General features: G+C 60.0%; 26 protein-coding genes and 1 riboswitch. Of the genes, 21 read left to right on the top strand and 5 right to left on the bottom strand.

What is annotated here, in order from left to right; genetic code table 11:
- Positions 1-193: 193 nt before the first annotated feature.
- The 5 genes from F6R97_RS24490 (at position 194) to F6R97_RS24510 (ending at position 4,860) form a co-directional block, all read left to right on the top strand.
- Positions 194-1,252 (top strand): DUF2066 domain-containing protein, encoded by a 1,059-nt coding sequence (locus F6R97_RS24490; RefSeq protein WP_315867218.1) that lies wholly within the window; start codon positions 194-196, stop codon positions 1,250-1,252.
- A gap of 30 nt (positions 1,253-1,282) precedes the next feature.
- A complete protein-coding gene (locus tag F6R97_RS24495) occupies positions 1,283-2,356 on the top strand; it encodes an AI-2E family transporter (RefSeq protein WP_038979706.1) in 1,074 nt (357 codons plus the stop codon).
- A gap of 230 nt (positions 2,357-2,586) precedes the next feature.
- A complete protein-coding gene (gene hda / locus F6R97_RS24500; RefSeq protein WP_038979708.1) occupies positions 2,587-3,291 on the top strand; it encodes a DnaA regulatory inactivator Hda in 705 nt (234 codons plus the stop codon).
- A gap of 227 nt (positions 3,292-3,518) precedes the next feature.
- A complete protein-coding gene (locus tag F6R97_RS24505) occupies positions 3,519-4,157 on the top strand; it encodes a C40 family peptidase (RefSeq protein ID WP_038979710.1) in 639 nt (212 codons plus the stop codon).
- A 166-nt stretch (positions 4,158-4,323) separates the two neighbouring features.
- A complete protein-coding gene (locus F6R97_RS24510) occupies positions 4,324-4,860 on the top strand; it encodes a C40 family peptidase (protein WP_038979712.1) in 537 nt (178 codons plus the stop codon).
- A 102-nt stretch (positions 4,861-4,962) separates the two neighbouring features.
- Here F6R97_RS24510 and F6R97_RS24515 read toward each other — a convergent pair whose 3' ends face one another.
- Both F6R97_RS24515 and F6R97_RS24520 read right to left on the bottom strand, forming a co-directional pair.
- Positions 4,963-6,276 (bottom strand): PQQ-dependent sugar dehydrogenase, encoded by a 1,314-nt coding sequence (locus F6R97_RS24515; protein WP_048394347.1) that lies wholly within the window; start codon positions 6,274-6,276, stop codon positions 4,963-4,965.
- 68 nt (positions 6,277-6,344) lie between these two features.
- On the bottom strand, positions 6,345-6,941 hold the full coding sequence (locus tag F6R97_RS24520; RefSeq protein ID WP_038979714.1) for a hypothetical protein: 597 nt from the start codon (positions 6,939-6,941) through the stop codon (positions 6,345-6,347).
- 156 nt (positions 6,942-7,097) lie between these two features.
- A riboswitch (cobalamin riboswitch) is annotated at positions 7,098-7,332 on the top strand.
- An 80-nt stretch (positions 7,333-7,412) separates the two neighbouring features.
- On the opposite strand from F6R97_RS24520, the gene cobO reads away from it, so the two are divergent.
- From cobO to F6R97_RS24590, 14 genes are all read left to right on the top strand, one after another.
- Positions 7,413-8,024 carry a cob(I)yrinic acid a,c-diamide adenosyltransferase gene (gene cobO, locus F6R97_RS24525; protein ID WP_008071512.1) on the top strand — a complete coding sequence of 204 codons (612 nt, stop codon included), beginning with the start codon at positions 7,413-7,415 and terminating at the stop codon, positions 8,022-8,024.
- Complete coding sequence (locus F6R97_RS24530; protein ID WP_038979715.1) at positions 8,021-9,418, top strand: cobyrinate a,c-diamide synthase; 1,398 nt, start codon at positions 8,021-8,023, stop codon at positions 9,416-9,418. The genes cobO and F6R97_RS24530 overlap by 4 nt, the downstream gene beginning before the upstream one ends.
- Positions 9,415-10,065, top strand: coding sequence for a 5,6-dimethylbenzimidazole synthase (gene bluB / locus F6R97_RS24535; RefSeq protein ID WP_038979716.1), 651 nt, complete (start codon positions 9,415-9,417; stop codon positions 10,063-10,065). Before F6R97_RS24530 ends, bluB begins: the two co-directional genes overlap by 4 nt.
- The gene (cbiB, locus tag F6R97_RS24540; RefSeq protein WP_038979718.1) at positions 10,062-10,970 is read left to right on the top strand and encodes an adenosylcobinamide-phosphate synthase CbiB; all 909 of its coding nucleotides are present in this window, start codon (positions 10,062-10,064) and stop codon (positions 10,968-10,970) included. Before bluB ends, cbiB begins: the two co-directional genes overlap by 4 nt.
- The gene (gene cobD / locus F6R97_RS24545; protein ID WP_315867219.1) at positions 10,963-11,955 is read left to right on the top strand and encodes a threonine-phosphate decarboxylase CobD; all 993 of its coding nucleotides are present in this window, start codon (positions 10,963-10,965) and stop codon (positions 11,953-11,955) included. The genes cbiB and cobD overlap by 8 nt, the downstream gene beginning before the upstream one ends.
- Positions 11,952-13,403, top strand: coding sequence for a cobyric acid synthase (locus tag F6R97_RS24550; protein WP_315867220.1), 1,452 nt, complete (start codon positions 11,952-11,954; stop codon positions 13,401-13,403). The genes cobD and F6R97_RS24550 overlap by 4 nt, the downstream gene beginning before the upstream one ends.
- A 148-nt stretch (positions 13,404-13,551) precedes the next feature.
- Positions 13,552-14,073, top strand: coding sequence for a bifunctional adenosylcobinamide kinase/adenosylcobinamide-phosphate guanylyltransferase (gene cobU / locus F6R97_RS24555; protein ID WP_048394354.1), 522 nt, complete (start codon positions 13,552-13,554; stop codon positions 14,071-14,073).
- On the top strand, positions 14,070-15,125 hold the full coding sequence (cobT, locus tag F6R97_RS24560) for a nicotinate-nucleotide--dimethylbenzimidazole phosphoribosyltransferase (protein WP_050681347.1): 1,056 nt from the start codon (positions 14,070-14,072) through the stop codon (positions 15,123-15,125). The genes cobU and cobT overlap by 4 nt, the downstream gene beginning before the upstream one ends.
- Positions 15,122-15,697, top strand: a complete 576-nt coding sequence (gene cobC, locus F6R97_RS24565; RefSeq protein ID WP_048394358.1) for an alpha-ribazole phosphatase family protein — start codon at positions 15,122-15,124, stop codon at positions 15,695-15,697. Before cobT ends, cobC begins: the two co-directional genes overlap by 4 nt.
- A 2-nt stretch (positions 15,698-15,699) precedes the next feature.
- Positions 15,700-16,434, top strand: coding sequence for an adenosylcobinamide-GDP ribazoletransferase (locus tag F6R97_RS24570; protein WP_048394360.1), 735 nt, complete (start codon positions 15,700-15,702; stop codon positions 16,432-16,434).
- A 142-nt stretch (positions 16,435-16,576) separates the two neighbouring features.
- Positions 16,577-16,981: a MarR family winged helix-turn-helix transcriptional regulator gene (locus F6R97_RS24575; protein WP_048394362.1), complete on the top strand. Its 405-nt coding sequence runs from the start codon at positions 16,577-16,579 to the stop codon at positions 16,979-16,981.
- A gap of 52 nt (positions 16,982-17,033) precedes the next feature.
- Positions 17,034-18,242 (top strand): MFS transporter, encoded by a 1,209-nt coding sequence (locus F6R97_RS24580; RefSeq protein WP_038979727.1) that lies wholly within the window; start codon positions 17,034-17,036, stop codon positions 18,240-18,242.
- Positions 18,239-18,361: a hypothetical protein gene (locus F6R97_RS24585; RefSeq protein WP_267885916.1), complete on the top strand. Its 123-nt coding sequence runs from the start codon at positions 18,239-18,241 to the stop codon at positions 18,359-18,361. The genes F6R97_RS24580 and F6R97_RS24585 overlap by 4 nt, the downstream gene beginning before the upstream one ends.
- A gap of 56 nt (positions 18,362-18,417) precedes the next feature.
- Positions 18,418-18,969: a glutathione peroxidase gene (locus tag F6R97_RS24590; protein WP_315867221.1), complete on the top strand. Its 552-nt coding sequence runs from the start codon at positions 18,418-18,420 to the stop codon at positions 18,967-18,969.
- Positions 18,970-19,058: 89 nt separating this feature from the next.
- Here F6R97_RS24590 and F6R97_RS24595 read toward each other — a convergent pair whose 3' ends face one another.
- From F6R97_RS24595 to F6R97_RS24605, 3 genes are all read right to left on the bottom strand, one after another.
- Positions 19,059-20,327: an OmpP1/FadL family transporter gene (locus tag F6R97_RS24595; protein ID WP_038979729.1), complete on the bottom strand. Its 1,269-nt coding sequence runs from the start codon at positions 20,325-20,327 to the stop codon at positions 19,059-19,061.
- 146 nt (positions 20,328-20,473) lie between these two features.
- Entirely contained in the window at positions 20,474-20,956 is a 483-nt protein-coding gene (locus tag F6R97_RS24600) for a hypothetical protein (RefSeq protein ID WP_038979731.1), read from the bottom strand.
- A gap of 273 nt (positions 20,957-21,229) precedes the next feature.
- Positions 21,230-21,454, bottom strand: a complete 225-nt coding sequence (locus F6R97_RS24605) for a hypothetical protein (RefSeq protein WP_019407963.1) — start codon at positions 21,452-21,454, stop codon at positions 21,230-21,232.
- Between the two features lie 982 nt (positions 21,455-22,436).
- Between F6R97_RS24605 and F6R97_RS24610 the strand changes: the two genes are divergently transcribed.
- The gene (locus tag F6R97_RS24610) at positions 22,437-22,760 is read left to right on the top strand and encodes a sel1 repeat family protein (RefSeq protein ID WP_080772046.1); all 324 of its coding nucleotides are present in this window, start codon (positions 22,437-22,439) and stop codon (positions 22,758-22,760) included.
- A 175-nt stretch (positions 22,761-22,935) separates the two neighbouring features.
- Positions 22,936-24,300 (top strand): DNA recombination protein RmuC, encoded by a 1,365-nt coding sequence (gene rmuC / locus F6R97_RS24615; RefSeq protein WP_167344813.1) that lies wholly within the window; start codon positions 22,936-22,938, stop codon positions 24,298-24,300.
- Positions 24,301-24,403 lie beyond the last annotated feature (103 nt).

The following is a 24,403-nucleotide window of genomic DNA, read 5'->3' on the forward strand; positions in this document are numbered from 1 at the left end:
ACCGATATTGCCCGTGTTGGTGGCGTCCCGGATGGCTGTATAAGGTATCGACGTTAACCGTCTATCGTTATGACAGTGCGAAAACTTACCGGGATCGGGTGAATGTTTTGCTTGAACGTGTGGTCAACAGACCCTTGGTTCAATCATCTTCACGCGGTCTGTTCCAGCCGCTCTTGTCGTCAGGAATCTTTTTATGCGTTTTCTTAAATTCTTGTTCGTGGGCTGTTTATCCATGGTCAGCCTGACCGGCCATGCCGAAACCGTCAAAGGCCTCTATCAAGTGCGCGAACCCGTCAGCAGCCAGACGCCGGAGGAGCGCGATCAGGCGACTCAGCGAGCGCTGGATACGTTGGTGTTGCGCCTGACCGGCGACCCCAAGGCGGCGCAGAGCCCGGGTCTGGCGACCGTGCGCAAAGACCCTCAGCAAATCATCAGTCAGTTCGGTTATGAGGCCGGGCCGCCGCAAGTGCTGAAAGTCGATTTCGATCCGGCCACCACCGAACAGGCGTTGCGGCGTGCCGGGTTGGCCATGTGGGGCAGCAACCGGCCGTCGATTCTCGGTTGGTGGTTGAGCGATTCCACTGAAGGTTCGAGCCTGGTCGGTGATGGCCAGGCCAGTGCCACGCCACTGCTTCGAGCGGCGCAACATCGTGGGCTGCCGCTGCGTTTGCCGCTGGCAGACCTGAACGAGCAAATTGTCGCCACAGCGCCGAATCTGGAAAGTGCGGACCCGGCACCACTGCGGGGCGCATCCGACCGCTACAATGCCGACGCCTTGCTGGCGGTGCATGCCCGTGAAGAGGGTGGCCAATGGCAAGCCAAGTGGCGTTTGTGGCTGGGCGATCAGAAAGAAGCGGGTAGCGTGCAGGGCGCGGATACCGCCGCGCTGGCCGATGCGGTGATGCTGGCGGTCAGTCAACGCCTGGCGCCGCGTTTTGCCGCCAAACCGGGCGCGTCGAGCGAGCAATTGCTGGAAGTGCAGGGGATGAGTCTGGAGCGTTATGCGACGCTCGGGCGTTTGCTGGAGCCTTTGGGTGCACGCCTGCAAAGTGTCGACGGCGACCGCGTGCTTTATCGGGTCAACGGCAGCGCCGATCAGCTGCGGGCGCAGTTGTCTTTGGCCAGGTTGCAAGAAATTCCGGCCGGTGAGGCGCCGACCCCCACTGCGCCTGTTCAACCCGTGGCGGCTGGCTCGACACCGGTCGCAGCGCCGGCCCCGGCACCGACGCCGCAGTTACGTTTTCGCTGGTAGTTTTTCTTTATATAGAAGCAGGAGTTGTACATGGCCGATACACGGCGTTGGTTCTGGCTCGGTGGGGTGGTCCTGCTTTGCGCGTTTGTTTACCTGTTGCACCCGATCCTGACGCCGTTCCTGGTGGCACTGTTACTGGCTTATCTGTTCGACCCGCTGGTGGATCGGCTGGAGAAGTACGGTCTGTCACGGACCTGGGGCGTGGTGGCGGTGTTCGCCTTGTTCACGTTGATCGTCACCGCGTTGCTGTTGGTGTTGGTGCCGATGCTCGCCAAGCAACTGTTTCGTTTATATGAACTGGCGCCGCAAATGCTCGACTGGTTGCAGCACACCGCGGTGCCGTGGGCGCAATCGAAGATGGGGTTGTCGGACGGCTTCTGGAAGTTCGACAAGCTCAAGGCGGCGTTCAGCGAGCACATGGGCCAGACCACCGATGTGGTCGGCGTGGTGCTGAGTCAGGCGACGGCTTCAGGCCTTGCGTTGATCGGCTGGCTGGCTAATCTGGTGCTGATTCCGGTGGTGAGTTTTTATCTGCTGCGCGACTGGGATCTGATGATGGCCAAGATCCGTAGCCTGCTGCCACGTGATCGTGAAGAGCGCGTCATGTCTCTGGCGGGAGAATGCCACGAAGTGCTTGGCGCGTTCGTGCGCGGTCAGTTGCTGGTGATGCTGGCGCTCGGCGTGATCTACGCCGCAGGTTTGATGATCGTCGGGCTGGAGCTGGGGCTGTTGATCGGTCTGATTGCTGGTCTGGCGGCGATCGTGCCGTACATGGGATTCGTCATCGGGATTGGTGCGGCATTGATTGCCGGTCTGTTCCAGTTCGGTGGCGATCTGTATCCCATGATCGGTATTGTCGCGGTGTTCATGGTCGGCCAGGCGCTGGAAGGTATGGTGCTGACGCCGTTGCTGGTGGGCGACCGGATCGGCCTGCATCCGGTGGCGGTTATCTTCGCCATCCTGGCTGGCGGCGAGCTGTTTGGTTTTACCGGCGTGCTGCTGGCGTTGCCAGTGGCGGCGGTGATTATGGTCCTGGTGCGTCATATACATGATTTGTATAAGGATTCGGATATCTACGGCGGTGTCGACGAATCCACGCTGTAAGGGTTTTTGATCGCTCATGGCGGGCAGCCTGGTTTCGTGCCAGGTTTGCCCGTATCGCTCGCGTGGCTGTCACATGCGCCGCCAAAGAATCTGTCATAAAACCAGTGTGTTAACGCAAACCTTTGATTTTGCTTGTGGTCTGTCGCATTGTGCGGTCAGCCTCACGGGTATAAACTTCGCAAACTTTACACAGAGGCCACTAACGGTTCCTTTGGAACTGTTCAGTCAGCATGAAACCGATTCAGCTGCCCCTAGGTGTGCGTCTGCGTGATGACGCTACCTTTATCAATTACTACCCAGGCGCCAATGCCGCTGCACTCGGCTATGTCGAGCGGCTCTGCGAAGCCGACGCCGGCTGGACGGAAAGCCTGATTTACCTCTGGGGCAAGGACGGGGTAGGGCGCACGCATTTGTTGCAGGCGGCATGTTTGCGTTTCGAGCAACTGGGGGAGCGTGCGGTGTACTTGCCGTTGGCCGAGTTGCTGGACCGCGGCATCGAAATCCTCGATAACCTCGAACAATACGAACTGGTCTGCCTGGACGATTTGCAGGCAGTCGCCGGCAAGGCAGATTGGGAAGAGGCGCTGTTCCATCTATTCAATCGCTTGCGTGACAGCGGTCGGCGTCTGTTGATCGCCGCCTCGACGTCTCCGCGTGAACTGCCGGTGAAACTGGCGGATCTCAAGTCGCGGCTGACGCTGGCACTCATCTTCCAGATGCGCCCACTCTCTGACGAAGACAAATTGCGTGCCTTGCAGTTGCGCGCATCCCGTCGTGGCCTGCACCTGACCGACGAGGTCGGGCATTTTATTCTGACCCGTGGCACCCGCAGCATGAGTGCGCTTTTCGAGTTGCTTGAGCGCCTCGATCAGGCCTCCCTTCAAGCTCAGCGCAAGCTGACAATCCCGTTTTTGAAAGAAACCCTTGGTTGGTGAAAAACCTGATCAAGCCCAGGTTTTACACGGGTTTCGGCATATTCCAGGCGTCAACAAATCCGCTTTCCTGCAAGAGGGCAGGCTGCGCAAAGGTTCAAAATGGGCTTAAGCGCTTAGATGTAAACGAGAAACCGAGAAGTCACATAAAGATCGATTGAATTTGCAAATGAGGTTGATAGCGGGCATAGTCGCGGCTTCTTTTATAACTATCAGCCACGGTCGTGCCCATGCTAAAGCGCTTCGCACCCCTCGTGCCTCTCGCACTCGTCACCCTGTTGTTCGGTTGCGCTGCTCACTCTCCAGTGCCCCAGCAAGAGCCAAAACAGCAGGTTTCAAATTCAGTTACCGCGCAATCTTCTTCCGTTCTTTTCCAGGAAGAGCTGGTCAATGATAAAGAACTGGCAGACTTCGCCGGCGGCAAGTCGTACCAGCTTCCGGTTCTGGCCGACAGCATCCTCGAACGTGGCATGTCCCTGATCGGTACCCGTTACCGTTTCGGCGGCACCTCCGAGGCTGGTTTCGACTGCAGCGGCTTCATCGGTTATCTGTTTCGTGAAGAGGCCGGCATGAACCTGCCGCGCTCCACTCGCGAAATGATCAACGTTGATGCTCCTCTGGTTGCTCGCAGCGCCCTCAAACCGGGTGACCTGCTGTTCTTCGCCACCAATGGCCGTCGCGGTCGTGTCAGTCACGCCGGGATCTACTTGGGGGACAACCAGTTCATCCATTCCAGCAGCCGCAAAAGCGGTGGTGTCCGGATCGATAGTCTGGGCGACAGCTACTGGAGCAAGACCTTCATCGAAGCCAAGCGCGCACTCGCGATGGCGCCTGCTGCGGCCCCGGCTATCGTCACGGCGCGCAAGTAAGCGGACAGTTTGTAAGGCGAAGTTAAAGTCTTACTTGAAGTTTGCCGCGTAGCCGCTAGAATCCTGATCTATTATTGATGGCAAACCGCCTGCGTTCTGCGCAGGCGGTTTTCTTTTCTGTCTTTGTGGCAGAAAAAAGCCGCAGCCAGATCAGGATGTTCTGTTTATGACGATGTCGGCCCGCCTCGCACTCATGTTCTTCGCAGCACTGCTCAGCGCCTGCGCCAGCCGCACACCGCCACCTGCGCCGGTGGTTCGCGCTCCGATTGTTTTTGGTCCTTCCCAAGCCTTTTCCCCTGCGGCAGAAGACGTGCTGTTTCGTGCGCTGGGTCTGGTGGGAACGCCTTATCGCTGGGGCGGCAACACGCCGGATTCCGGGTTCGATTGCAGCGGTCTGATCGGTTATGTGTATCGCGATGTCGCAGGCATTTCCTTGCCGCGCTCCACCCGCGAGATGATCGGCATGCAGGCCCCCAATATCGGCAAGGAAGGCCTGCAAACCGGTGACCTGATTTTCTTCGCCACCAATGGCGGCTCCCAGGTCAGCCACGCCGGGATCTACGTCGGCGAAGGCCGCTTCGTCCACGCGCCAGCCACGGGCGGCACGGTCAAGCTGGACAGCTTGTCCAAGGCTTACTGGCAGAAAGCCTATCTGAGCGCCAAGCGCGTCTTGCAGCCCGAGCACCTGGCACATAATCCGTAGCGGATGTAGGCGTCTGCCGGAAAAGATCGCAGCCTGCGGCAGCTCCTACGTTGGATGACGTACACCCTGTAAGAGCTGCCGAAGGCTGCGATCTTTTGACGTTTACCTGGCCGCGGACACGCGCCACACCTTGTTCCCTACGTCATCCGCCACCAGCAGACCTCCCTGCTGATCGATCACCACACCCACCGGCCGGCCCATGGCTTTTTCCTCATCATTGAGGAAACCAGTGAGCACATCCACTGGCTGCCCGGTCGGTTTGCCGGCGCTGAACGGCACGAAAATCACTTTGTAGCCACTGTGTGGCTTGCGGTTCCACGAGCCGTGCTGGCCGATGAATGCACCTTGAGTGAACGGTGCAGGCAGTTTGCCGCCTTCGGCGAACGTCAGGCCCAGTGACGCGGTATGTGGCCCCACTGCGTAGTCTGGCGCAATGGCCTTGGCCACCAGATCGGGTTTTTGCGGTTCGACGCGAATGTCGACGTGTTGGCCGTAATAGCTGTAAGGCCAGCCGTAGAACCCGCCGTCTTTCACTGACGTGATGTAGTCCGGCACCAGGTCGCTGCCGATTTCGTCACGCTCGTTGACGGCGGTCCACAATGCGCCGCTCTGAGGCTCCCAGGCCAGACCGTTTGGATTACGGATGCCCGAGGCGAAGATCCGGTGATTGCCGGTGGCGCGATCCACTTCCCAGATTGCCGCGCGGCCTTCCTCCTGATCCATGCCGTTTTCACCGACGTTGCTGTTCGAGCCCACGGTGACGTACAGCTTGCTGCCATCCTTACTGGCGATGACGTTTTTGGTCCAGTGATGATTCAGCGTGCCGCCCGGCAAATCGACTATCTTGATCGGCTGCGACTTGATCGCGGTCTCACCGTTTTCATAGTGGAAGCGCAGCAGGCGATCAGTGTCGGCGACGTACAGGTCATTGCCGACCAGGGTCATGCCGAAGGGCGAATTGAGGTTTTCCAGGAACACCGTGCGGGTTTCGGCGACGCCGTCGTGGTCCTTGTCCCGCAGCAGAGTGATGCGGTTCGGGCTGGGGACGCCAGCACCGGCGCGGCCCATGACTTTGCCCATGACCCAGCCACGAATGCCTTGTCCATCATCGGGTTTGGGCGGCGCGTTGGTTTCGGCCACCAACACATCGCCGTTAGGCAACACATAGAGCCAGCGCGGATGATCGAGGCCTTCGGCAAACGCCGCCACTTGAGTCCCTGCCGCGGCGACGGGTTTCTTACCTTCAGGCCAGCCGATCGCCGGGGCGATGTTCACCGTCGGGATCAGGGTTTTATTCGGTTCTGGCAGCTTGGGCGAGGGGCCTGTGCCATCCGAGACTTGCAGGCTGGAGGTTTCACCACAGGCGGCGAGCCCTCCGGCGAGCGCGATGATGAAAACGAGCTGGGGTTTGCGCATTACTGATCTTCCCTATGAATGCATTGACGTAATCATAGAGAAGCGTAGACGCTTGATGGTTCAACCCGTCAGCCGCGGGCTTCCTTGAGTAATACGGCGATCCCTGGATGGTAGTTGCCGGCTTCATTGCGCAACTTGCGATAGGCGTAAGGGAAATACCAGGCCACGGCGCAGCTGGGTTCCTTCTGCAAGTCGTCGAGCATGTCCTGCAGTTCTTCCGGTGTAGCGCTCTGCTGAGCTTTTTGCGGCGCAACGAACAGGCAACCGAGTTTCAGGTCGCTGGCGTAGCTGATTCGCTTGGCCTCGCTGGTGATGTCCTGTAGTGCCTGAGTCAGGTTCAGGCTGTTGACCCGCGGCCAGCGTTGAGTGGCTTGAAGGTAGGCGCGTTGTTCGGCGGTGGCTTCGGGAGTGGCGATAAACAGGTCGGCGCGGCCGTTGCGTTCGCCTTCTTCGTTCTGCTTGCGCGTCGTCGTTTGTTGCAAGGTGACCATTTCTGCCATCCAGGCCGCGGCGGAGAGCAGGCCGAGGTTGGCTTTTTCGTCGTACCAATAAGGTGTGTCGTTATCGCCGCGCACAGCGTTGTAGCGGTCGATACAGTCAAACCAGCGTTCCAGCACCGGTCGCAGGAATTCCAGCTTCGGATTGCTGATGATCATGCCTTGCATGTTGCTTACCCTTGTAATTGTGTTGTTGGGTTCTATGGCGCTTTGATATCACTGCTGACAGTGTGGTGCAAGATTGGTGTCAGGTAATTGATGGGCGGCAGTATATCGAGTGCCCACGCTTTGTCTTCAATTGACGCTCCACCCCCAACCCTCTAACCTTCGCGGCTTGTTTCAGGTGCTCTGTGGCGATGGCCGACAGAGTGAAACAGGGAAGCCGGTGAGTGGCTATCGTCAAGCGACGAAGCGTCATGATCCCGGCGCTGCCCCCGCAACGGTAAATGAGTGAAGACTGCGCTTTGAGCCACTGTGTTGATGTCAACATGGGAAGGCGCGCAGTCAGGCAACACGCCGCTCATGAGCCCGGAGACCGGCCTGATTCATCCAACGGCATCACGGTGGGCGATGCCAGGCTTCTTGCCGTCTATTCTTGTGCCTGCCCGCCGTTATCCAGCCTCAACGGAGAGCTCCCCCATGACTGATACTCCCGATCGTGACGAACGCCATCTCGCGCGCATGCTGCGCAAAAAAGCGGTGATCGACGAACGCATCGCCAACTCCCCGAATGAATGCGGTTTGCTGCTGGTGCTGTCCGGCAACGGTAAAGGCAAGAGCAGTTCGGCGTTCGGCATGCTTGCGCGGTCAATGGGCCACGGCATGCAGTGCGGCGTGGTGCAGTTCATCAAGGGGCGCACCAGCACCGGCGAGGAGCTGTTCTTCCGGCGCTTCCCGGAGCAGGTGCGTTTTCATGTGATGGGCGAGGGCTTCACTTGGGAAACCCAGGACCGCCAGCGCGACATCGCCGCCGCTGAAGCCGCGTGGGCGGTGTCCCGCGAATTGCTGCGTGATCCGGCCATTGGCCTCGTGGTGCTCGATGAGCTGAACATCGCCCTCAAGCACGGCTACCTCGATCTCGATCAGGTGCTCAGCGACTTGCAGGCCCGTCCACCGATGCAGCACGTGGTGGTCACGGGTCGTGGCGCCAAACCAGAGATGATCGAGCTGGCCGACACCGTCACTGAAATGGGCATGATCAAGCACGCCTTCCAGGCTGGAATCAAAGCGCAAAAAGGCGTCGAACTGTGACTCAACCCCGTCATTGCCCGGCGGTACTGATCGCCGCGCCGGCCTCCGGTCAGGGCAAGACCACCGTCACCGCCGCGCTTGCCCGTTTGCATCGCAATCAGGGGCGCAAGGTTCGCGTGTTCAAATGCGGCCCGGACTTTCTCGACCCGATGATTCTCGAGCGCGCCAGCGGCGCACCGGTTTACCAACTCGACATGTGGATGGTCGGCGAGCAGGAAAGTCGACGTCTATTGTGGGAGGCCGCTGGCGAAGCCGATCTGATCCTCATCGAAGGCGTCATGGGGCTATTCGACGGTACGCCGTCCAGCGCCGACCTGGCGCGGCACTTCGGTGTGCCGGTGCTCGGCGTGATCGACGGCACCGCCATGGCGCAGACGTTTGGCGCGCTGGCCCTGGGTCTTGCGCGTTATCAACCGGACTTGCCGTTTGCCGGTGTGCTGGCCAACCGGGTCGGCACTGTGCGCCATGCGCAGTTGCTCGAAGGCAGCCTGACTGAAGGCTTGCGCTGGTACGGCGCGTTGTCCCGGGAGACCGGGATCGAATTGCCGAGTCGGCATCTGGGCCTGGTTCAGGCCAGCGAGCTGAATGATCTCGACCTGCGTCTCGATGCGGCGGCCGACTCCTTGGCCAGCAGTTGCGATGTGGCTCTACCGCCGGCCGTGGAATTCGCCGCGCCTGAAATGATCGCCGCCGAACCGTTGCTGGCCGGTGTGCGGATTGCCGTGGCTCGGGACGAAGCTTTCGCGTTTACCTACGGCGCGAGCCTGGATCTGCTGCGGGCGATGGGCGCCGAATTGTTTTTCTTCTCGCCGATCCGCGACACCGAATTGCCAGAAGCAGATAGCCTGTATCTGCCGGGCGGTTACCCCGAATTGCACCATGTGGCGTTATCACAAAACACGCCGATGCTGACCGCGATCCGCGCTCACCACGCAGCGGGCAAACCGTTGCTGGCCGAGTGTGGCGGCATGCTGTACCTGCTGGATTCCTTGACCGATGTCGAGGGCACTCGCGCTGAACTGGTTGGCCTGCTGGCCGGTGATGCGGTGATGCAGAAGCGCCTTGCCGCGTTGGCCTTGCAGGCGGTCGAATTGCCGGAAGGTTTACTGCGCGGGCACACGTATCACCACTCGTTGACCAGCACCGAGCTTGAGCCGATTGCTAGAGGTTTGAGCCCGAATGGTGGGCGAGGGGCGGAGGCGGTTTATCGTGAGGGGCGGATGACGGCGTCCTATGTGCATTTTTATTTTCCGTCCAATCCATCGGCGATTGCGGCGCTGTTTGTGCCTGACCTTGAGGCCGCCTTTGCGAGCAAGTCGGATCGCCGCACCGCCGCTCCCACATTGGATCACCAAAACCCTGTGGGAGCGGGCTTGCCCGCGAAGAGGCCATGACGGACAACGCATTCAGCCAGGCCGAACGCGCAGCCGTCTACCGAGCCATCGCCGAACGCCGTGACATGCGGCACTTCAGCGGCGGCACCGTCGAACCCGAGTTACTGAGGCGTCTGCTCGAAGCCGCGCATCAGGCCCCGAGTGTTGGCCTGATGCAGCCCTGGCGTTTCATTCGCATCAGCGACCGGGCACTGCGCGGCAAGATTCAGCAACTGGTGGAAGACGAGCGCATCCGTACCGCCGAAGCCCTCGGCGAGCGCTCCGACGAATTCATGAAGCTCAAGGTCGAAGGCATCAACGACTGCGCCGAGGTGCTGGTCGCCGCGCTGATGGACGATCGTGAGCGGCATATCTTCGGCCGTCGTACATTGCCGGAAATGGACATGGCCTCGCTGTCCTGCGCCATCCAGAATCTTTGGCTCGCGTCCCGCGCCGAAGGCCTGGGCATGGGCTGGGTGTCGCTGTTCGAGCCGCAAGCGCTGGCGGACTTGCTGGGTTTACCGACCGGGGCCAAGCCTTTGGCTGTTCTTTGCCTGGGGCCGGTCAAGGAATTCTATCCGGCGCCGATGTTGGTACTCGAAGGCTGGGCGCAGGCGCGTCCACTCAGCGAGTTGCTGTATGAAAATTATTGGGGAGTGAGTCAATGAGTGTGGCGTTGTTGAGTGTCGCCGCGGTCGCGCTGGATGCGCTGCTGGGTGAACCCAAACGCTGGCATCCGCTGGTGGCGTTCGGTCGTTTTGCCGATCGCATCGAGCAACGTTTCAACTCCGGCGGCCGCGGTTGGCGCAGTCACGGGGTTACGGCCTGGGTGATGGCGGTCGTGCCGCTAACCTTGCTGGCCACCGCACTTTCCTGGGCGCCTTACGTTGGCTGGATCGTCGAGATTCTCGTGCTCTATTGCGCCCTTGGTATGCGCAGCCTTGGTGAGCACGTTGAGCCGGTGGCCAAGGCCCTGCGTAGTGATGATCTGATCGAGGCGCGCAAACGCGTTGGTTATCTGGTCAGCCGTCAGACCAGTGAACTGGATGAAACCGAAGTCGCCCGCGCCGCCACCGAGTCGGTGCTGGAGAACGGCAGCGATGCGGTGTTCGCCGCGCTGTTCTGGTTTGCCGTGGCGGGTGCGCCCGGCGTGGTGCTTTATCGCCTGAGCAACACTCTCGATGCGATGTGGGGTTATCGCAACGAACGCTTCGAACGTTTCGGTTGGGCGGCGGCGAAGATCGATGATGTTCTGAACTACATTCCCGCACGCTTGGTGGCGTTGACCTACGCGCTGCTGGGCAAAACCCGACTGGCGTTGAAGTGCTGGCGTACCCAGGGCCCGACCTGGGATAGCCCGAATGCCGGGCCGGTGATGGCGGCCGGTGCCGGCGCGCTGGGCGTCGAGTTGGGCGGGGCGGCGATCTATCACGGTGAACTGCATCAGCGTCCGCCATTGGGCGAAGGTGTGCCGGCGGATGCCGATTCCATCGACCGTGGCTGGCAATTGGTCCAGCGCGGGGTATGGTTATGGCTGCTGATTCTCTGCGTAGGGGCTGAATTCTATGCTTGAGCACGGTGGCCGCTTGCGCAAGGCGGCGCTTGAATACGGCATTGCCGAAGCCGATTGGCTCGACCTGTCCAGTGGTCTCGCGCCCTGGCCATTCCCGGTCCCGGACATCCCGCTGCGGGCCTGGGCGCGGTTGCCGGAAACTGATGACGGTCTGGAGCAGGCTGCCTGCGACTATTACGGTGCGGCCCAAGTGTTGCCGGTGGCCGGTTCGCAAATGGCGATCCAGTTGCTGCCGCGTTTGCGCCGGGCCGGCAAAGTCGGCGTGCTGTCGCCGTGTTACGCCGAACACGCCGAAGCCTGGCGTCGCAATGGTTACATCGTGCGTGAAGTGCTTGAGTCGGAAGTCGATTTCTTTCTCGACAGCCTCGATGTGCTGGTGGTGGTCAATCCGAACAATCCCACGGGGTTGAGCCTGACCCCGGCTCGCCTGCTGGACTGGCATTCGCGGCTGGCCCAGCGCGGTGGCTGGCTAGTCGTGGACGAGGCGTTCATGGACAACACCCCGCATTTGAGTCTGGCGCCGTTCGCCAATCAGATTGGCTTGATCGTGCTGCGTTCCTTCGGCAAATTTTTCGGTCTGGCCGGTGTGCGGTTGGGTTTTGTATTGGCCGAGCGCAAGTTGCTCAAGCTGCTGGCCGAACAGGTCGGGCCTTGGGCGGTCAGCGGTCCGACCCGAGTGCTGGGTCAGGCGTGCTTGACGGATACCGAGGGGCATACGCGACAGCGCATTCGTACTGACGAGGCCGGCGAACGTCTGGCGTTGCTGCTTGAACAGTACGGTTTCAAGCCTCAGGGCGGCTGCGCATTGTTCCAATGGCTGATCACCGAGCGTGCCGAAGCGCTGCATGAATTCATGGCCCGACGCGGCATTCTGCTGCGGTTGTTCACCCACACCAGCAGCGTACGGTTTGGCTTGCCCGCCGATGAAGCGGATTGGCTGCGTCTCGAGCAAGCGCTTGAAGCCTGTGTTAAGGAAGTGCAATGACTACGTTGATGGTGCAAGGCACGACATCGGACGCCGGTAAAAGCACACTGGTGACGGCGCTGTGTCGCTGGGTCACGCGCCAGGGCGTCAGCGTCGTGCCGTTCAAACCGCAGAACATGGCCCTCAATAGCGCGGTAACCGCCGACGGTGGCGAGATTGGCCGTGCTCAAGCGGTGCAGGCCCAAGCCGCCAATCTCGAACCGCACACCGACATGAACCCTGTGCTGCTCAAACCCAATAGCGATACCGGCGCCCAAGTGATCATTCATGGGCGAGCGGTCACCACCATGAATGCCGTCGCTTATCACGACTACAAGGCCATCGCCATGCAGGCGGTGCTGGCCTCTCATGAACGTTTGAGCGCGGCGTATCCGGTGGTGATGGTCGAAGGTGCGGGTTCGCCGGCAGAGATCAACCTGCGCGCCGGCGACATCGCCAACATGGGGTTTGCCGAGGCGGTGGACTGCCCGGTCGTGCTGATTGCCGACATCAATCGCGGCGGAGTTTTCGCGCATTTGGTCGGTACGCTGGAACTGCTGTCGCCCAGCGAGCAGGCACGGGTCAAAGGCTTCATCATCAACCGTTTTCGCGGCGACATCGCCTTGCTGCAACCGGGGCTGGATTGGCTGGAGGCGCGCACCGGCAAACCGGTGATCGGCGTTTTACCGTATGTGATGGACCTGCATCTTGAGGCCGAGGACGGTCTCGATCAGCGTCAGACCGACAAGACCGATCAAGTGCTCAACGTGGTGGTGCCGGTGCTGCCGCGCATCAGCAACCACACCGATTTCGATCCGCTGCGCCTGCATCCGCAAGTGGACCTGCAATTCATCGGCCCCGGTCAGGCGATTCCGCCGGCTGACCTGATCATTCTTCCCGGTTCGAAAAGCGTGCGCAGTGACCTCGCGTACTTGCGGGCCAACGGTTGGGACACGGCTATCTCGCGGCACTTGCGCTATGGCGGAAAAGTGCTCGGGATCTGCGGCGGTCTGCAAATGCTCGGCGAGCACGTGCACGACCCGCTGGGCCTTGAAGGCGCGCCGGGTTCCAGTGCCGGTTTGGGCTTGCTGGCGTTCGAAACGCAGCTCGAAGAAGAGAAGCAGTTGCGCAATGTGCGTGGGCATCTGGTGCTGGAAGATGCGGAGGTCAGCGGCTATGAAATTCATGCCGGCGTGACCACCGGGCCGGCGCTGGAAAACGCCGCGGTGCAGCTCGACGATGGTCGCTGCGATGGCGCGCAAAGTGTCGATGGGCAGATTTTCGGCACGTACCTGCATGGCCTGTTCGAGTCGCCGACAGCGTGCAGTGCGCTGTTGCGCTGGGCTGGTTTGCAGGATGTGCAGGAAGTGGATTACCACGCCTTGCGTGAGCGCGATATCGAACGGCTGGCGGATCTGGTGGAGAAGCATCTGGATACTTCGTTGCTGCGTGAGCTCTGTGGGTTTTGAGGTGGCTGCACAGGCCCCATCGCGGGCAAGCCCGCTCCCACAGGTTTCGTGGGTGGACCAAAAATCTGTGAACAGCCTCGATCCTTGTGGGAGCGGGCTTGCCCGCGATGAGGGCCGTCCCGACACCGAAGATTTTAAGGAATAAACCATGCTGCAACTGATCCTCGGCGGCGCCCGCTCAGGCAAAAGTCGCCTGGCTGAAAAACTGGCGACAGACAGTCAACTCCAGGTCACCTACATCGCCACCAGCCAACCCCTGGACGGTGAAATGAACGAACGGGTCGCCCATCACCGCGCCCGTCGTCCAGCCGAGTGGGCGTTGATCGAAGAGCCGCTGGAGCTGGCCCGCGTGCTGCGCGAAAACGCCAGTGCAGATCGTTGCTTGCTGGTGGATTGCCTGACGCTGTGGTTGACCAATCTACTGATGCTCGACAACGCCGAGCGCCTGTCGGCCGAACGCGAAGCGCTGCTGGACTGCCTGGCATCGTTGCCGGGTGAAATCATTTTTGTCAGCAACGAGACCGGGATGGGTGTCGTACCGCTGGGCGAATTGACTCGCCGCTATGTCGATGAAGCCGGTTGGCTGCATCAAGCCTTGGCCGAGCGCTGTCAGCGAGTCGTCCTGACCGTCGCCGGCCTGCCCCTGACTTTGAAAGGAACTGCGTTATGACTCACTCCTGGTGGCTGAACCCGTGCAAGCCAATCGACGCGCAAGCGGTCGAACAGGCGCAGGCGCGTCAACAGCAACTGACCAAGCCTGCCGGCTCTCTCGGCCAGCTCGAGTCGGTGGCGGTGCAACTGGCCGGGTTGCAGGGGCAGGTCAAGCCGACGCTCGATCAGCTGTGGATTGCGATTTTTGCCGGTGACCATGGTGTGGTTGCTGAAGGAGTGTCGGCGTTTCCGCAGGAAGTCACCGGGCAGATGCTGCACAACTTTGTCAGCGGCGGCGCGGCGATCAGCGTGTTGGCACGGCAGTTGGGGGCTTCCCTGGAAGTGGTCGACCTCGGCACCGTCACGCCGTCGTTGAATCTGCCGGGTGTGCGTCACCTGAACATCGGTCCGGGCACGGCGAATTTTGTCCAGGGGCCGGCAATGACTCAGGCCCAGGGCGAACTCGCCTTGCAGGCCGGTCGCGACAGTGTGCTGCGCGCCATCGCGGCCGGCGCGCAGTTGTTCATCGGTGGCGAAATGGGCATCGGCAACACCACCGCGGCCAGCGCGTTGGCGTGTGCGTTGCTCGATTGCCCGGTGGTGCATCTGGCCGGACCGGGCACCGGATTGAACGCGGCAGGTGTCAGCCATAAAGCCCAGGTCATCGAGCGTGCCTTGGCGTTGCACGGCGCTCAGCGTGGCGATGCACTGCAGACCTTGTTCAACCTCGGCGGTTTCGAAATTGCTGCGCTGGTCGGCGCGTACCTGGCCTGTGCTCAGGAAGGTGTCGCGGTGTTGGTCGACGGGTTTATTTGCAGTGTTGCTGCGTTGGTGGCGGTGCGTTTGAATCCGGCCTGCCGTGAGTGGTTGCTGTTCGGTCATCGCGGCGCCGAGCCGGGTCATCGCCATGTGCTCGAAACCCTGCACGCCGAACCGTTGCTGGACCTCGGTCTGCGGTTGGGCGAGGGCAGTGGTGCGGCATTGGCCGTGCCATTGTTGCGTCTGGCCTGCGACCTGCACGGGCAAATGGCGACGTTCGCCGAAGCCGCGGTGGCGGATCGTCCGGCATGACCTTGCGCCTGGACCTGTTGCGCCATGGCGAAACCGAGCTCGGCGGCGGTTTGCGCGGCAGCCTCGACGATGCACTGACCGGCAAGGGCTGGGAGCAGATGCGCGCCGCGGTGATCGAACAGGGACCCTGGGATCGACTGGTCAGTTCGCCGTTGCAGCGTTGCGCGCGTTTTGCTGAAGAGCTTGGGGCGCAACTGGGTTTGCCGGTGCAGCTGGATAAGGATCTGCAAGAGCTGCACTTCGGCGCCTGGGAAGGGCAGAGCGCGGCGGCGCTGATGGAAACCAGCGCCGAGGCGTTGGGTTTGTTCTGGGCCGATCCCTATTCGTTCACGCCGCCAGACGGTGAGCCGGTGGTGGACTTCTCTGCGCGAGTGTTGGCGGCCATCGAACGGCTGCACGCGGTCCATGCGGGTGAGCGAATCTTGCTGATCAGCCATGGCGGTGTCATGCGTTTGTTGCTGGCTCAAGCGCGTGGATTGCCGCGTGAACAGTTGCTCAACGTTGAAGTTGGCCATGGCGCGCTGTTCTCGTTGTCGGTTGAGTCCGGCGTCTTGTTAAGGGAAGCGATCTGACCATGTTGCCGTTCTGGATCGCCCTGCAATTTTTGAGCAGCCTGCCGATTCGCCTGCCAGGCATGCCGACGCCTGAGGAGCTGGGCCGGTCATTGCTGTTTTATCCGCTGGTCGGTTTGCTGTTCGGCGCGATTCTGTGGGGGCTGAACTGGCTATTGCTGGGCACGCCATTATTGCTTCATGCCGCGCTGCTGCTGAGTGTTTGGGTCGTACTCAGCGGCGCGTTGCACCTGGATGGCTTGGCCGATAGCGCCGATGCGTGGCTCGGGGGTTACGGCGACCGTGAGCGCACCCTGACCATCATGAAAGACCCGCGCAGCGGGCCGATTGCCGTGGTGACGCTGGTGCTGGTGTTGCTGCTCAAGTTCGCTGCGTTGCTGGCGTTGATCGAGCAGCAGCACAGCGTGGTCCTGATCATCGTTCCACTGATTAGTCGTAGCGCGTTACTGGGGTTATTCCTCACCACGTCTTACGTGCGTCCGGGTGGGTTGGGGCAGGCGCTGGCCGATCATCTGCCGCGTTTGGCCGGAAAGCAGGTGTTGGCGATCAGTGCCGTGGCCTGTGTGCTGATGGCTGGCCTCAGCGGCGTATGGGCGCTTGTGTTGGCGGCGGTGTTATTTGTCTGGTTGCGGCAAGTGATGGTGCGACGATTGGGCGGGACAACGGGCGATACGGCGGGGGCGTTGCTGGAATTGCTGGAGGTGGCGGTGCTGGTGGGGCTTGCATTGATCTTGTAGGAGCGAGGCTTGCCCGCGAAGGCGGCGGCACAGTCAACATTGATATCGACTGACACACCGCCTTCGCGGGCAAGCCTCGCTCCTACAGGGTATATGTGTCGAAAAATTTGCTTTCATTTAACCGCGGGTATATACACGCACTATGCTTCCTTCTCAATGTTTGTGTACCAACCTGCGTCGCGCCGCTCGTGGCGTCAGCAGGCATTACGACGGCGCCCTCGACGGCTTCGGGATCAACGTTGCCCAGTATTCTCTGCTGTGCAATCTGCAGCGTCTGGATCAGCCGAGCATCTCGTCGCTGGCCGAAGCCATGGGCCTGGATCGCAGCACCCTCGGGCGCAATCTGCGAGTGCTGGAAGGCGAAGGTCTGGTGACGCTGGTTGAGGGTGAGGACATGCGCAATCGCATCGTCCTGCTCACCGAGACAGGGCGCGAACGTCTGGCAGCGGCGTTGCCGGCCTGGGAAGCGGCGCAGCAGCGGTTAATCGACCGTCTGGGTGCCGAGAAGCGTGAAACCTTGCTGAAACTGCTGGACGAACTGGCTTGAGGCCCGTTTGTTCGATCTTAAGCGGGTATATACCCGCTACCGGAGAACAAGAATGACATCAATGTGGCGTACATGCGGTTGGGTTCTGTTGGGGAGTGCGCTGATTCTGGCGTTGTCCCTGGGTGTGCGACACGGCTTCGGGCTGTTTCTGGCGCCCATGAGTGCCGAGTTCGGCTGGGGCCGCGAAGTGTTTGCCTTCGCCATCGCTTTGCAGAACCTGATCTGGGGCCTGGCGCAGCCGTTCACCGGTGCCCTTGCCGACCGCTTTGGCGCCGCGAAGGTGGTGTTGATTGGTGGTGTTCTGTACGCCTTGGGTCTGGTGTTCATGGGATTGTCCGATTCTGCGGTGACCTTGTCCTTGAGCGCCGGGCTGTTGATCGGCATCGGCCTGTCCGGCACCTCGTTCTCGGTGATCCTCGGCGTGGTCGGCCGGGCCGTGCCGCCGGAAAAACGCAGCATGGGCATGGGGATCGCCAGCGCCGCCGGTTCTTTCGGTCAATTCGCCATGTTGCCCGGCACGCTGGGGCTGATCGGCTGGCTTGGCTGGTCTGCGGCATTGTTGGTGTTGGGCCTGGTGGTGGCGCTGATCGTGCCACTGGTGAGCATGCTCAAGGACAAACCGCTGCCGGTCCTCGGGCACGAGCAAACCCTCTCTGAAGCATTACACGAGGCCTGTTCCCATTCAGGATTCTGGCTGTTGGCGTTCGGCTTTTTTGTCTGCGGTTTTCAGGTGGTGTTCATCGGCGTGCACTTGCCGGCCTATCTGGTGGACCAACACTTGCCAGCCTCTGTCGGCACCACGGTGCTGGCGCTGATCGGGTTGTTCAATATCTTCGGTACTTATACGGCTGGCTGGCTTGGCGGGCGGATGTCCAAGCCGCGTTTGCTCACCGGTCTGTATCTGTTGCGGGCGGTGGTGATTGTGCTGTTCCTCTGGGCACCGGTCACTCAGGTCACGGCTTATTTGTTCGGCATGGCCATGGGTTTTCTCTGGTTGTCGACGGTGCCCTTGACCAACGGCACGGTGGCGACCTTGTTCGGTGTACGAAATTTGTCCATGCTCGGTGGGATCGTTTTCCTCTTCCACCAGCTCGGCTCGTTCCTCGGCGGCTGGTTGGGTGGGGTGGTGTATGACCGAACCGGGAGTTACGACTTGATCTGGCAGGTGGCGATTCTCTTGAGTCTGGTGGCCGCAGCCCTGAACTGGCCGGTGCGCGAGCAGCCGGTGGCGCGTCTGCAAACCCGGATGAGTGCAGCATGAACAGTCTCTGGCCGCGGATGGCTGTAATCGCCATCGGCTTACTGCTGCTGGCTCTGGCGTGGTGGGGCTGGCGTCAGGGTGGCCTGGCATTGATGCAGTTGGGCATGGGTGCTTGCTAGCGAGCGCCGAAGGCGAGTAATTTCGTTTCCTGACGATTGTTCAAGGATGCACTGACATGCTGATGCGCTGGCTTGCAGTTCCCGCGTTGTTGATGGTTTTTACCGGATTGGCCCAGGCGGCAGAATGCCCGGAATTGTTACAAGGCTCATTGCCCAAGCTGCGTGCCAAGGAATCCATCGATCTGTGCCAGCGATTCGTCGGCAAGCCGCTGGTGGTGGTCAATACCGCGAGCTTCTGTGGCTTCGCCCCGCAGTTCAAAGGCCTTGAGGCGCTGTATCAGCGTTACAAGGATCAAGGGCTTGAGGTGGTTGGTGTTCCGTCCAATGATTTCAAACAAGAGTCTAAAGATGGCGCAGAGACTGCCAAGGTCTGTTACGTGAACTACGGCGTGACCTTCACCATGACCGAGCCACAGAAAGTCCGCGGCGATGACGCAACGCATTTGTTCAAGGTTCTCGCTGAACAAAGCAGTTCGCCGAAGTGGAATTTCTACAAGTACGTGGTCGATCGCCAGGGCAAGGTGATCGCCAATTTTTCCAGCCTGACCAAGCCGGATAATCCCGAGTTCATCGAGGCGGTGGAGAAAGCCCTGGCTTCGAAACCCTGATCGACGCGCACTAAAAAGCCCCGCCTCTGGATAAGAGTGCGGGGCTTTTTCAATTCAGGTGGCGAGGTAGTCAAGCTCGCCGTGAATCATCAGAAACGGTAGGTTGCGCCAACACCGAAACCGTTCGCCCAGTTTTCATACTTGGCGTTGTAGGTCTGGCGTCCGTTGCTGTTGTTGACCTTGACCGACTCTTCGCGCAGGTACGAGTACGCCACGTCGATGGTCAGGTCGTCGGTCGGGCTCCAGCCAGCGCCAAGGCTGAAAATCTTGCGATCGCCAGTCGGAATGCGTGGGGAACGGTCTTCGTTGTTGGTTGGTGCCTGGTCGACGGACAGACCGGTACGCAGGACCCATTGTTTGTTCAACTGGTACGAAGCGCCGATGGCGTGAGCCCAGGTGTCATGCCAGTTCTGTTCTTCAGTGATGGTGCCAAACCGACTGTTCAGAGCAGCAGGGACGCCACTGTTCTCAACGGAGATTTCTTTCAGGCGGCTCCAGCGAGTCCAGGTGCTGCCTGCGTAGAGAGTCCATTTGTCGTCCAGCTGGTGAGTAACCGAGAAGTCGACCGACTCAGGCGTGGTGATGTCCAGCGAAGCGTCGTACTTCTGGCTCGGGTTCTGGCCAAGGGCCCCCAGGAGGTTGTAGTTGACCTTGGTGTCGCCCTCGAGCTTGTACTTCACTTTCGAGTGGTAGGTCAGGCCGACGCGAGTGCTGTCGGTGGCTTGAACCATGATGCCGATGTTGTAACCCAGCGCGGTGTCGTCACCCTTGATCTTGACGTTGCCGTCCGCTGCGCGAGGGTTCAGCGACAGATTCGATTCCAAGGTGCCGTCAATGCGGTTGATGGTCGGACCGAAACCGATCGACACCTTGTCGTTGAAGGCATAGCTGACGGTTGGCTGCAGGGTTACGATTTTTACTTCGCTCTTGCTGCCGAAGTATTTGCCGGCGAAGCCGTTCTCGTAGTCGGTCACCAGGCCGAATGGAGCGTAGACGCCGAAACCGAACGCCCAGTGGTCATCGATTGGCTTTACGTAGTAGCCCATGGGCACGCCCATGAAAGGGACCATGTCACCTTTGTTGGTGCCACTATTCGGGCTGGAGCTCGCATCACTGATATCAGCGTGCGCGTCGATAAATGCAACACCACCGGTCACTTGTTCGCGCTTGAGGCGAGACATGCCGGCAGGGTTACCAAAAACGGTGGATGCGTCGTCGGCAGAAGAAGATCGCCCGGCAAAACCAGTTCCCATCCCGCTGATGCTTTGTTCGTTAAGGGCAAAGCCACTTGCGAAGATCTGGGTGGATGCCAAGGCAGCGGCGAGGCTAAGGGTGGTTTTGAGCATTACTTTTTTCATTATTAGAACTCCTGGTGATCACCGGGGCGAAAATTACCAACATTTTCGTCCGGGCGCTATAGCCTGTAACGCTTGATTTAGAGCGGTTTTGTAGGACAATCCGACCAAAATCGCGACAAGTTGTGCGATCTTCGGAAACGGGTGGTTCAGCAGGCGACCTGATTCAACGATGAAACACAGGTTTGCCAGGCGTAGGTGAAATCTCGCAAACGACCTTGGGGCTGGAAAGTCTGGCGCCAGATTCGGGCCATTCCCAACAGGTCGTCGGAGGCGGGGAGGGGAGTGTTCTGTTCTTCTACCAGCAGCCAGGCGATGGCTGTGGCGTAACGCAGGTTGACGGTCAATTCCAGGTGCGGCCCGCTAAGAAAAGCATGTTGGCTGGCCAAGCCGCGGACCAGGCTCGCCCGATCCGGGTCCAGGGCCAAATAGTGATCCCATAGGGCTTGGTGGCGAGGCTCGGCGATTCGGTACAGGCCGTGTCCACGGCGGTCATGCAAGGCTGACCCAAGGGCTGACTGACTGGCGGCAATGCCCAGCAGCAGGGATTCGGCAGTTGCGCTATGGCGTCCGAGGTAGATCAATGTCGGACGGATCACATAACGACACAGTTCGCTGGCAGCGATACCCATAAAGCCCTCGAAACATGAAGTGGTCGGCGATACCTGAAGGGCCTTGGCAGCTATGGATCGAATCAGGCTCGCCGGAAGCGGATCAAGCCGCTTGAGTTGAAGTGTAGTGTCATTATTTCGCTGTAAAGGACTGTTTTTAAAATATTTCTGGCTTCGAGTTATAACCGTTATATCGGTTGGTGCTTAGCCGTAGGCCACGAAATGAGAAATATCGGGCAATAAAAAGCCCCGCTTTTCAGCAGGGCTTCTGAGGTTTTCAGCCTTTCTGGCGTCTCAGGCAATCAGTGCCTGGCGAGTACGCTCGATCACAGCCTGCAGCGGTTCTGCGCTGGAGTATTGATCCGGGTACAGGCGTTCGCTGTGACGAGCGATGCCGTGTTCGTTGACCAGAGTGAAGCTGAAGCAGCCTTTGCGAGCGGCCATGATCAGGCAGTTCATTGGAGCAAAAGCGTTGGTTAGGGTGCGAATGGCATCCTGAGTGTGGATTTGAGTAGACATAATTGGTGTTCCTACAAGCGACACGGATAAGAACCGTGCAAAGTTAAAACGTTCCAGTGACGACGACCACCATTGGTCGAACGAAGAACCCGACTGGAACAAAGCAGCCAGTTTGAAGCGCTGATAAGTTGGCGCGCTTGGGCTGGCAGGTAGGTACTTAGGAGGGCAGGCAACACATCAAGGGCAAAGGTTCTGGGCCCGGGGTGAAGATCCTGATCAATTTGCAGGCTGGTTCGGTCAGAGTAAGTGAGCTTGGCAACACCCTTTGCTTTCGATTCAAAGGCTGTGTTGGTGCAAGATTTACCTGGAAACCATCGAGGTGGTCGATCCCGTTTTATCGGTGGAGGCTTCTCTTAGGGAAGGCTGACCGGGGGATTTGTTCGACCAGAATTGACTTTCAGCTTGGTACTAACGCCGCGGATACTAACGGATTGAACTGCCGAAGGGAAGCCTGTTTGTAAAAAGGCGCTGAATGCCTGTCGGCAAGTCTCGACTGAGCTGTCGAAAGAGCAGACCAGTGCCCCGCAATAGCCCAGAACCCGACCGTTGATCCGAGAGAACGATCGAGTCAGGATCGACCTGCGGCACGGGTTGCCCGGGTTTATCCCCAGGCCTTACCTAAAAACCGCGCCAAAAAAGCGCATCGATATAACCGCCTCGCAGGTACTTGTGCACATAAGTTGCGCGAACTGTCATCCCACTGTCATCCTCGCCTCAATGGGAGTGGGTGCCTGTAATGAAAATTTAAGTCAATGAAAAACATCGCTTTTTTTTACTGGTGAAAAAATCGTCAGTTTGACTGCGAGCCCCACCCCACACGGCTTTGCGCGAGTTCAAAGGCGGTTGTCCACTGAGTTATCCACAGCTTCTGTGGATTGTCCCAAGCGCTTGCTCTAGGACGGGCGTGCAGGCTTTTTTCGACTTTACCTGTACGAAAAAAAGAGTAGAGTGGCGCGCCTTCCGATCTGCCCCACAGTGCTTTATGAAGTTTCGCTCAGTATCAGTCCCTGCTACCTCAACAACCCCCAGTGTTACCCCACCCAAGCGCTTTTCGATGCGCGTGGCTGAGTGGTTACTCGACAGCCCGCGCCTGGGCGAAAACTCCAACGTCAAACACTTCGCCGGACGCTTGCTCAAGCAGCCTGCCCGTGAAGGCGTCGTGGCCGCGCAAAGCCGTCTCGGTCAGCTGATGTGCCGCGAATGCGGTAACGCCCGGGATCGCCGCATTGGCCAGGAGCTGTTGCGTCAGGCCGCGCGTGCGGGCGACCGACGCGCGCAACAGGAACTCGGCCTGAGCGAAGACTGAGCTGTCCAAGACCTGACGCCTTGGTTAACCTTCACGCTTTATCGAATGGGCAGGAGTGGCTATGGCGATGGACTTGACCAGCGCATTGCTGGGTCTGGCGGGCGCTGGGCTGCCGTTACTGGTATTGGCCTGGCAACTTCAGCGTCGGGCGAGTGCGGGGCAGGCCGAGCTGGCGCTGCTGGAAGAGCGCCTTGCCATTGCCCAGCTGACGCAGGACGGCTTGAATGCTCAGCTTGACACCTGCCGTGATGAAATCGCTGACCTGAGCCAGGCCAATTCCGCCAAACAGGCCGACTTGGCTGCCGTGCGCCGTGAAGTCGAACTGCTCCAGATCGAACGCGACGATGCCCGCGACGCGGCCCACGCCTGGAACATCGAACGCGCCGGCAAAGAGGCTGAGTTGCGCCGCCTCGACGCGCAGGCGGCCTCCCTCAATGCCGAGCTGCGTGAGCAGCAGGAAAGCCATCAGCAGCGCCTCAACGACCTTCAAGGCTCGCGGGACGAACTGCGCGCGCAATTCGCCGAGCTGGCGGGCAAGATCTTCGACGAGCGTGAGCAGCGTTTTGCCGAAACCAGCCAGCAACGTTTGGGGCAGTTGCTCGATCCGTTGAAGGAACGTATCCAGTCGTTCGAAAAACGCGTCGAGGAAAGCTATCAGGCTGAAGCCCGCGAGCGCTTTTCCCTGGCCAAGGAACTGGAACGGCTGCAACAACTGAACCTGCGCCTGAGCGACGAAGCCACCAACCTGACGCGCGCCTTGAAAGGACAGAAAACCCAAGGCAACTGGGGCGAACTGATTCTCGAGCGGGTGCTTGAGCACGCGGGGCTGGAGAAGGGGCGTGAGTACCAGACCCAGGTCAATCTCAAGGGGCCGGACGGCGAGCGTTTTCAGCCGGATGTGATTATTTACCTGCCCGGCGACAAGCAGGTCGTGGTCGATTCGAAGGTCAGCCTCACGGCCTATCAGCAATATGTGGCGGCCGAGGACGATGCCATCGGCCAGATCGCCATCAAGCAGCACGTACTGTCCCTGCGCAGTCACGTCAAAGGCTTGGCCGGCAAGGATTACAAACGGCTCGACGGCTTGCACAGTCTGGATTTCGTTCTGCTTTTCGTCCCGATCGAAGCGGCGTTTTCTGCGGCGTTGCAGGCTGAGCCGACGCTGTTTCAGGAGGCATTCGACCGCAATATCGTGATCGTCAGCCCAACCACGTTGCTGGCCACTTTGCGGGTCATCGACAGCCTGTGGAAGCAGGAGCGCCAGAGCCAGAACGCCCGGGAAATCGCCGAGCGCGCCGGTTGGCTGTACGACAAGTTCGTGTTGTTTATTCAGGATCTGGACGAGGTCGGCAATCGCTTGCAGCAACTGGATAAGGCCTACAGCTCTGCACGCAATAAGCTGACAGAAGGCCGCGGCAACCTGGTCAGTCGCAGCGAGCAGCTCAAGTTGCTCGGGGCGCGGGCCAGCAAGAGCTTGCCGGCGGATCTGCTGGAGCGGGCGATGACGGATGTCGATGGCTTGGCCGAGCTCCCCGAATAAAGAGCAAAAGATCGCAGCCTTCGGCAGCTCCTACATTGACCGTGTGGAAACCCGATCCTGTAGGAGCTGCCGAAGGCTGCGATCTTTTCGAAGGCAACACAGA

The organism is Pseudomonas sp. JV414, from assembly GCF_032424305.1.
Taxonomy (GTDB): Bacteria; Pseudomonadota; Gammaproteobacteria; order Pseudomonadales; family Pseudomonadaceae; genus Aquipseudomonas; species Aquipseudomonas lini.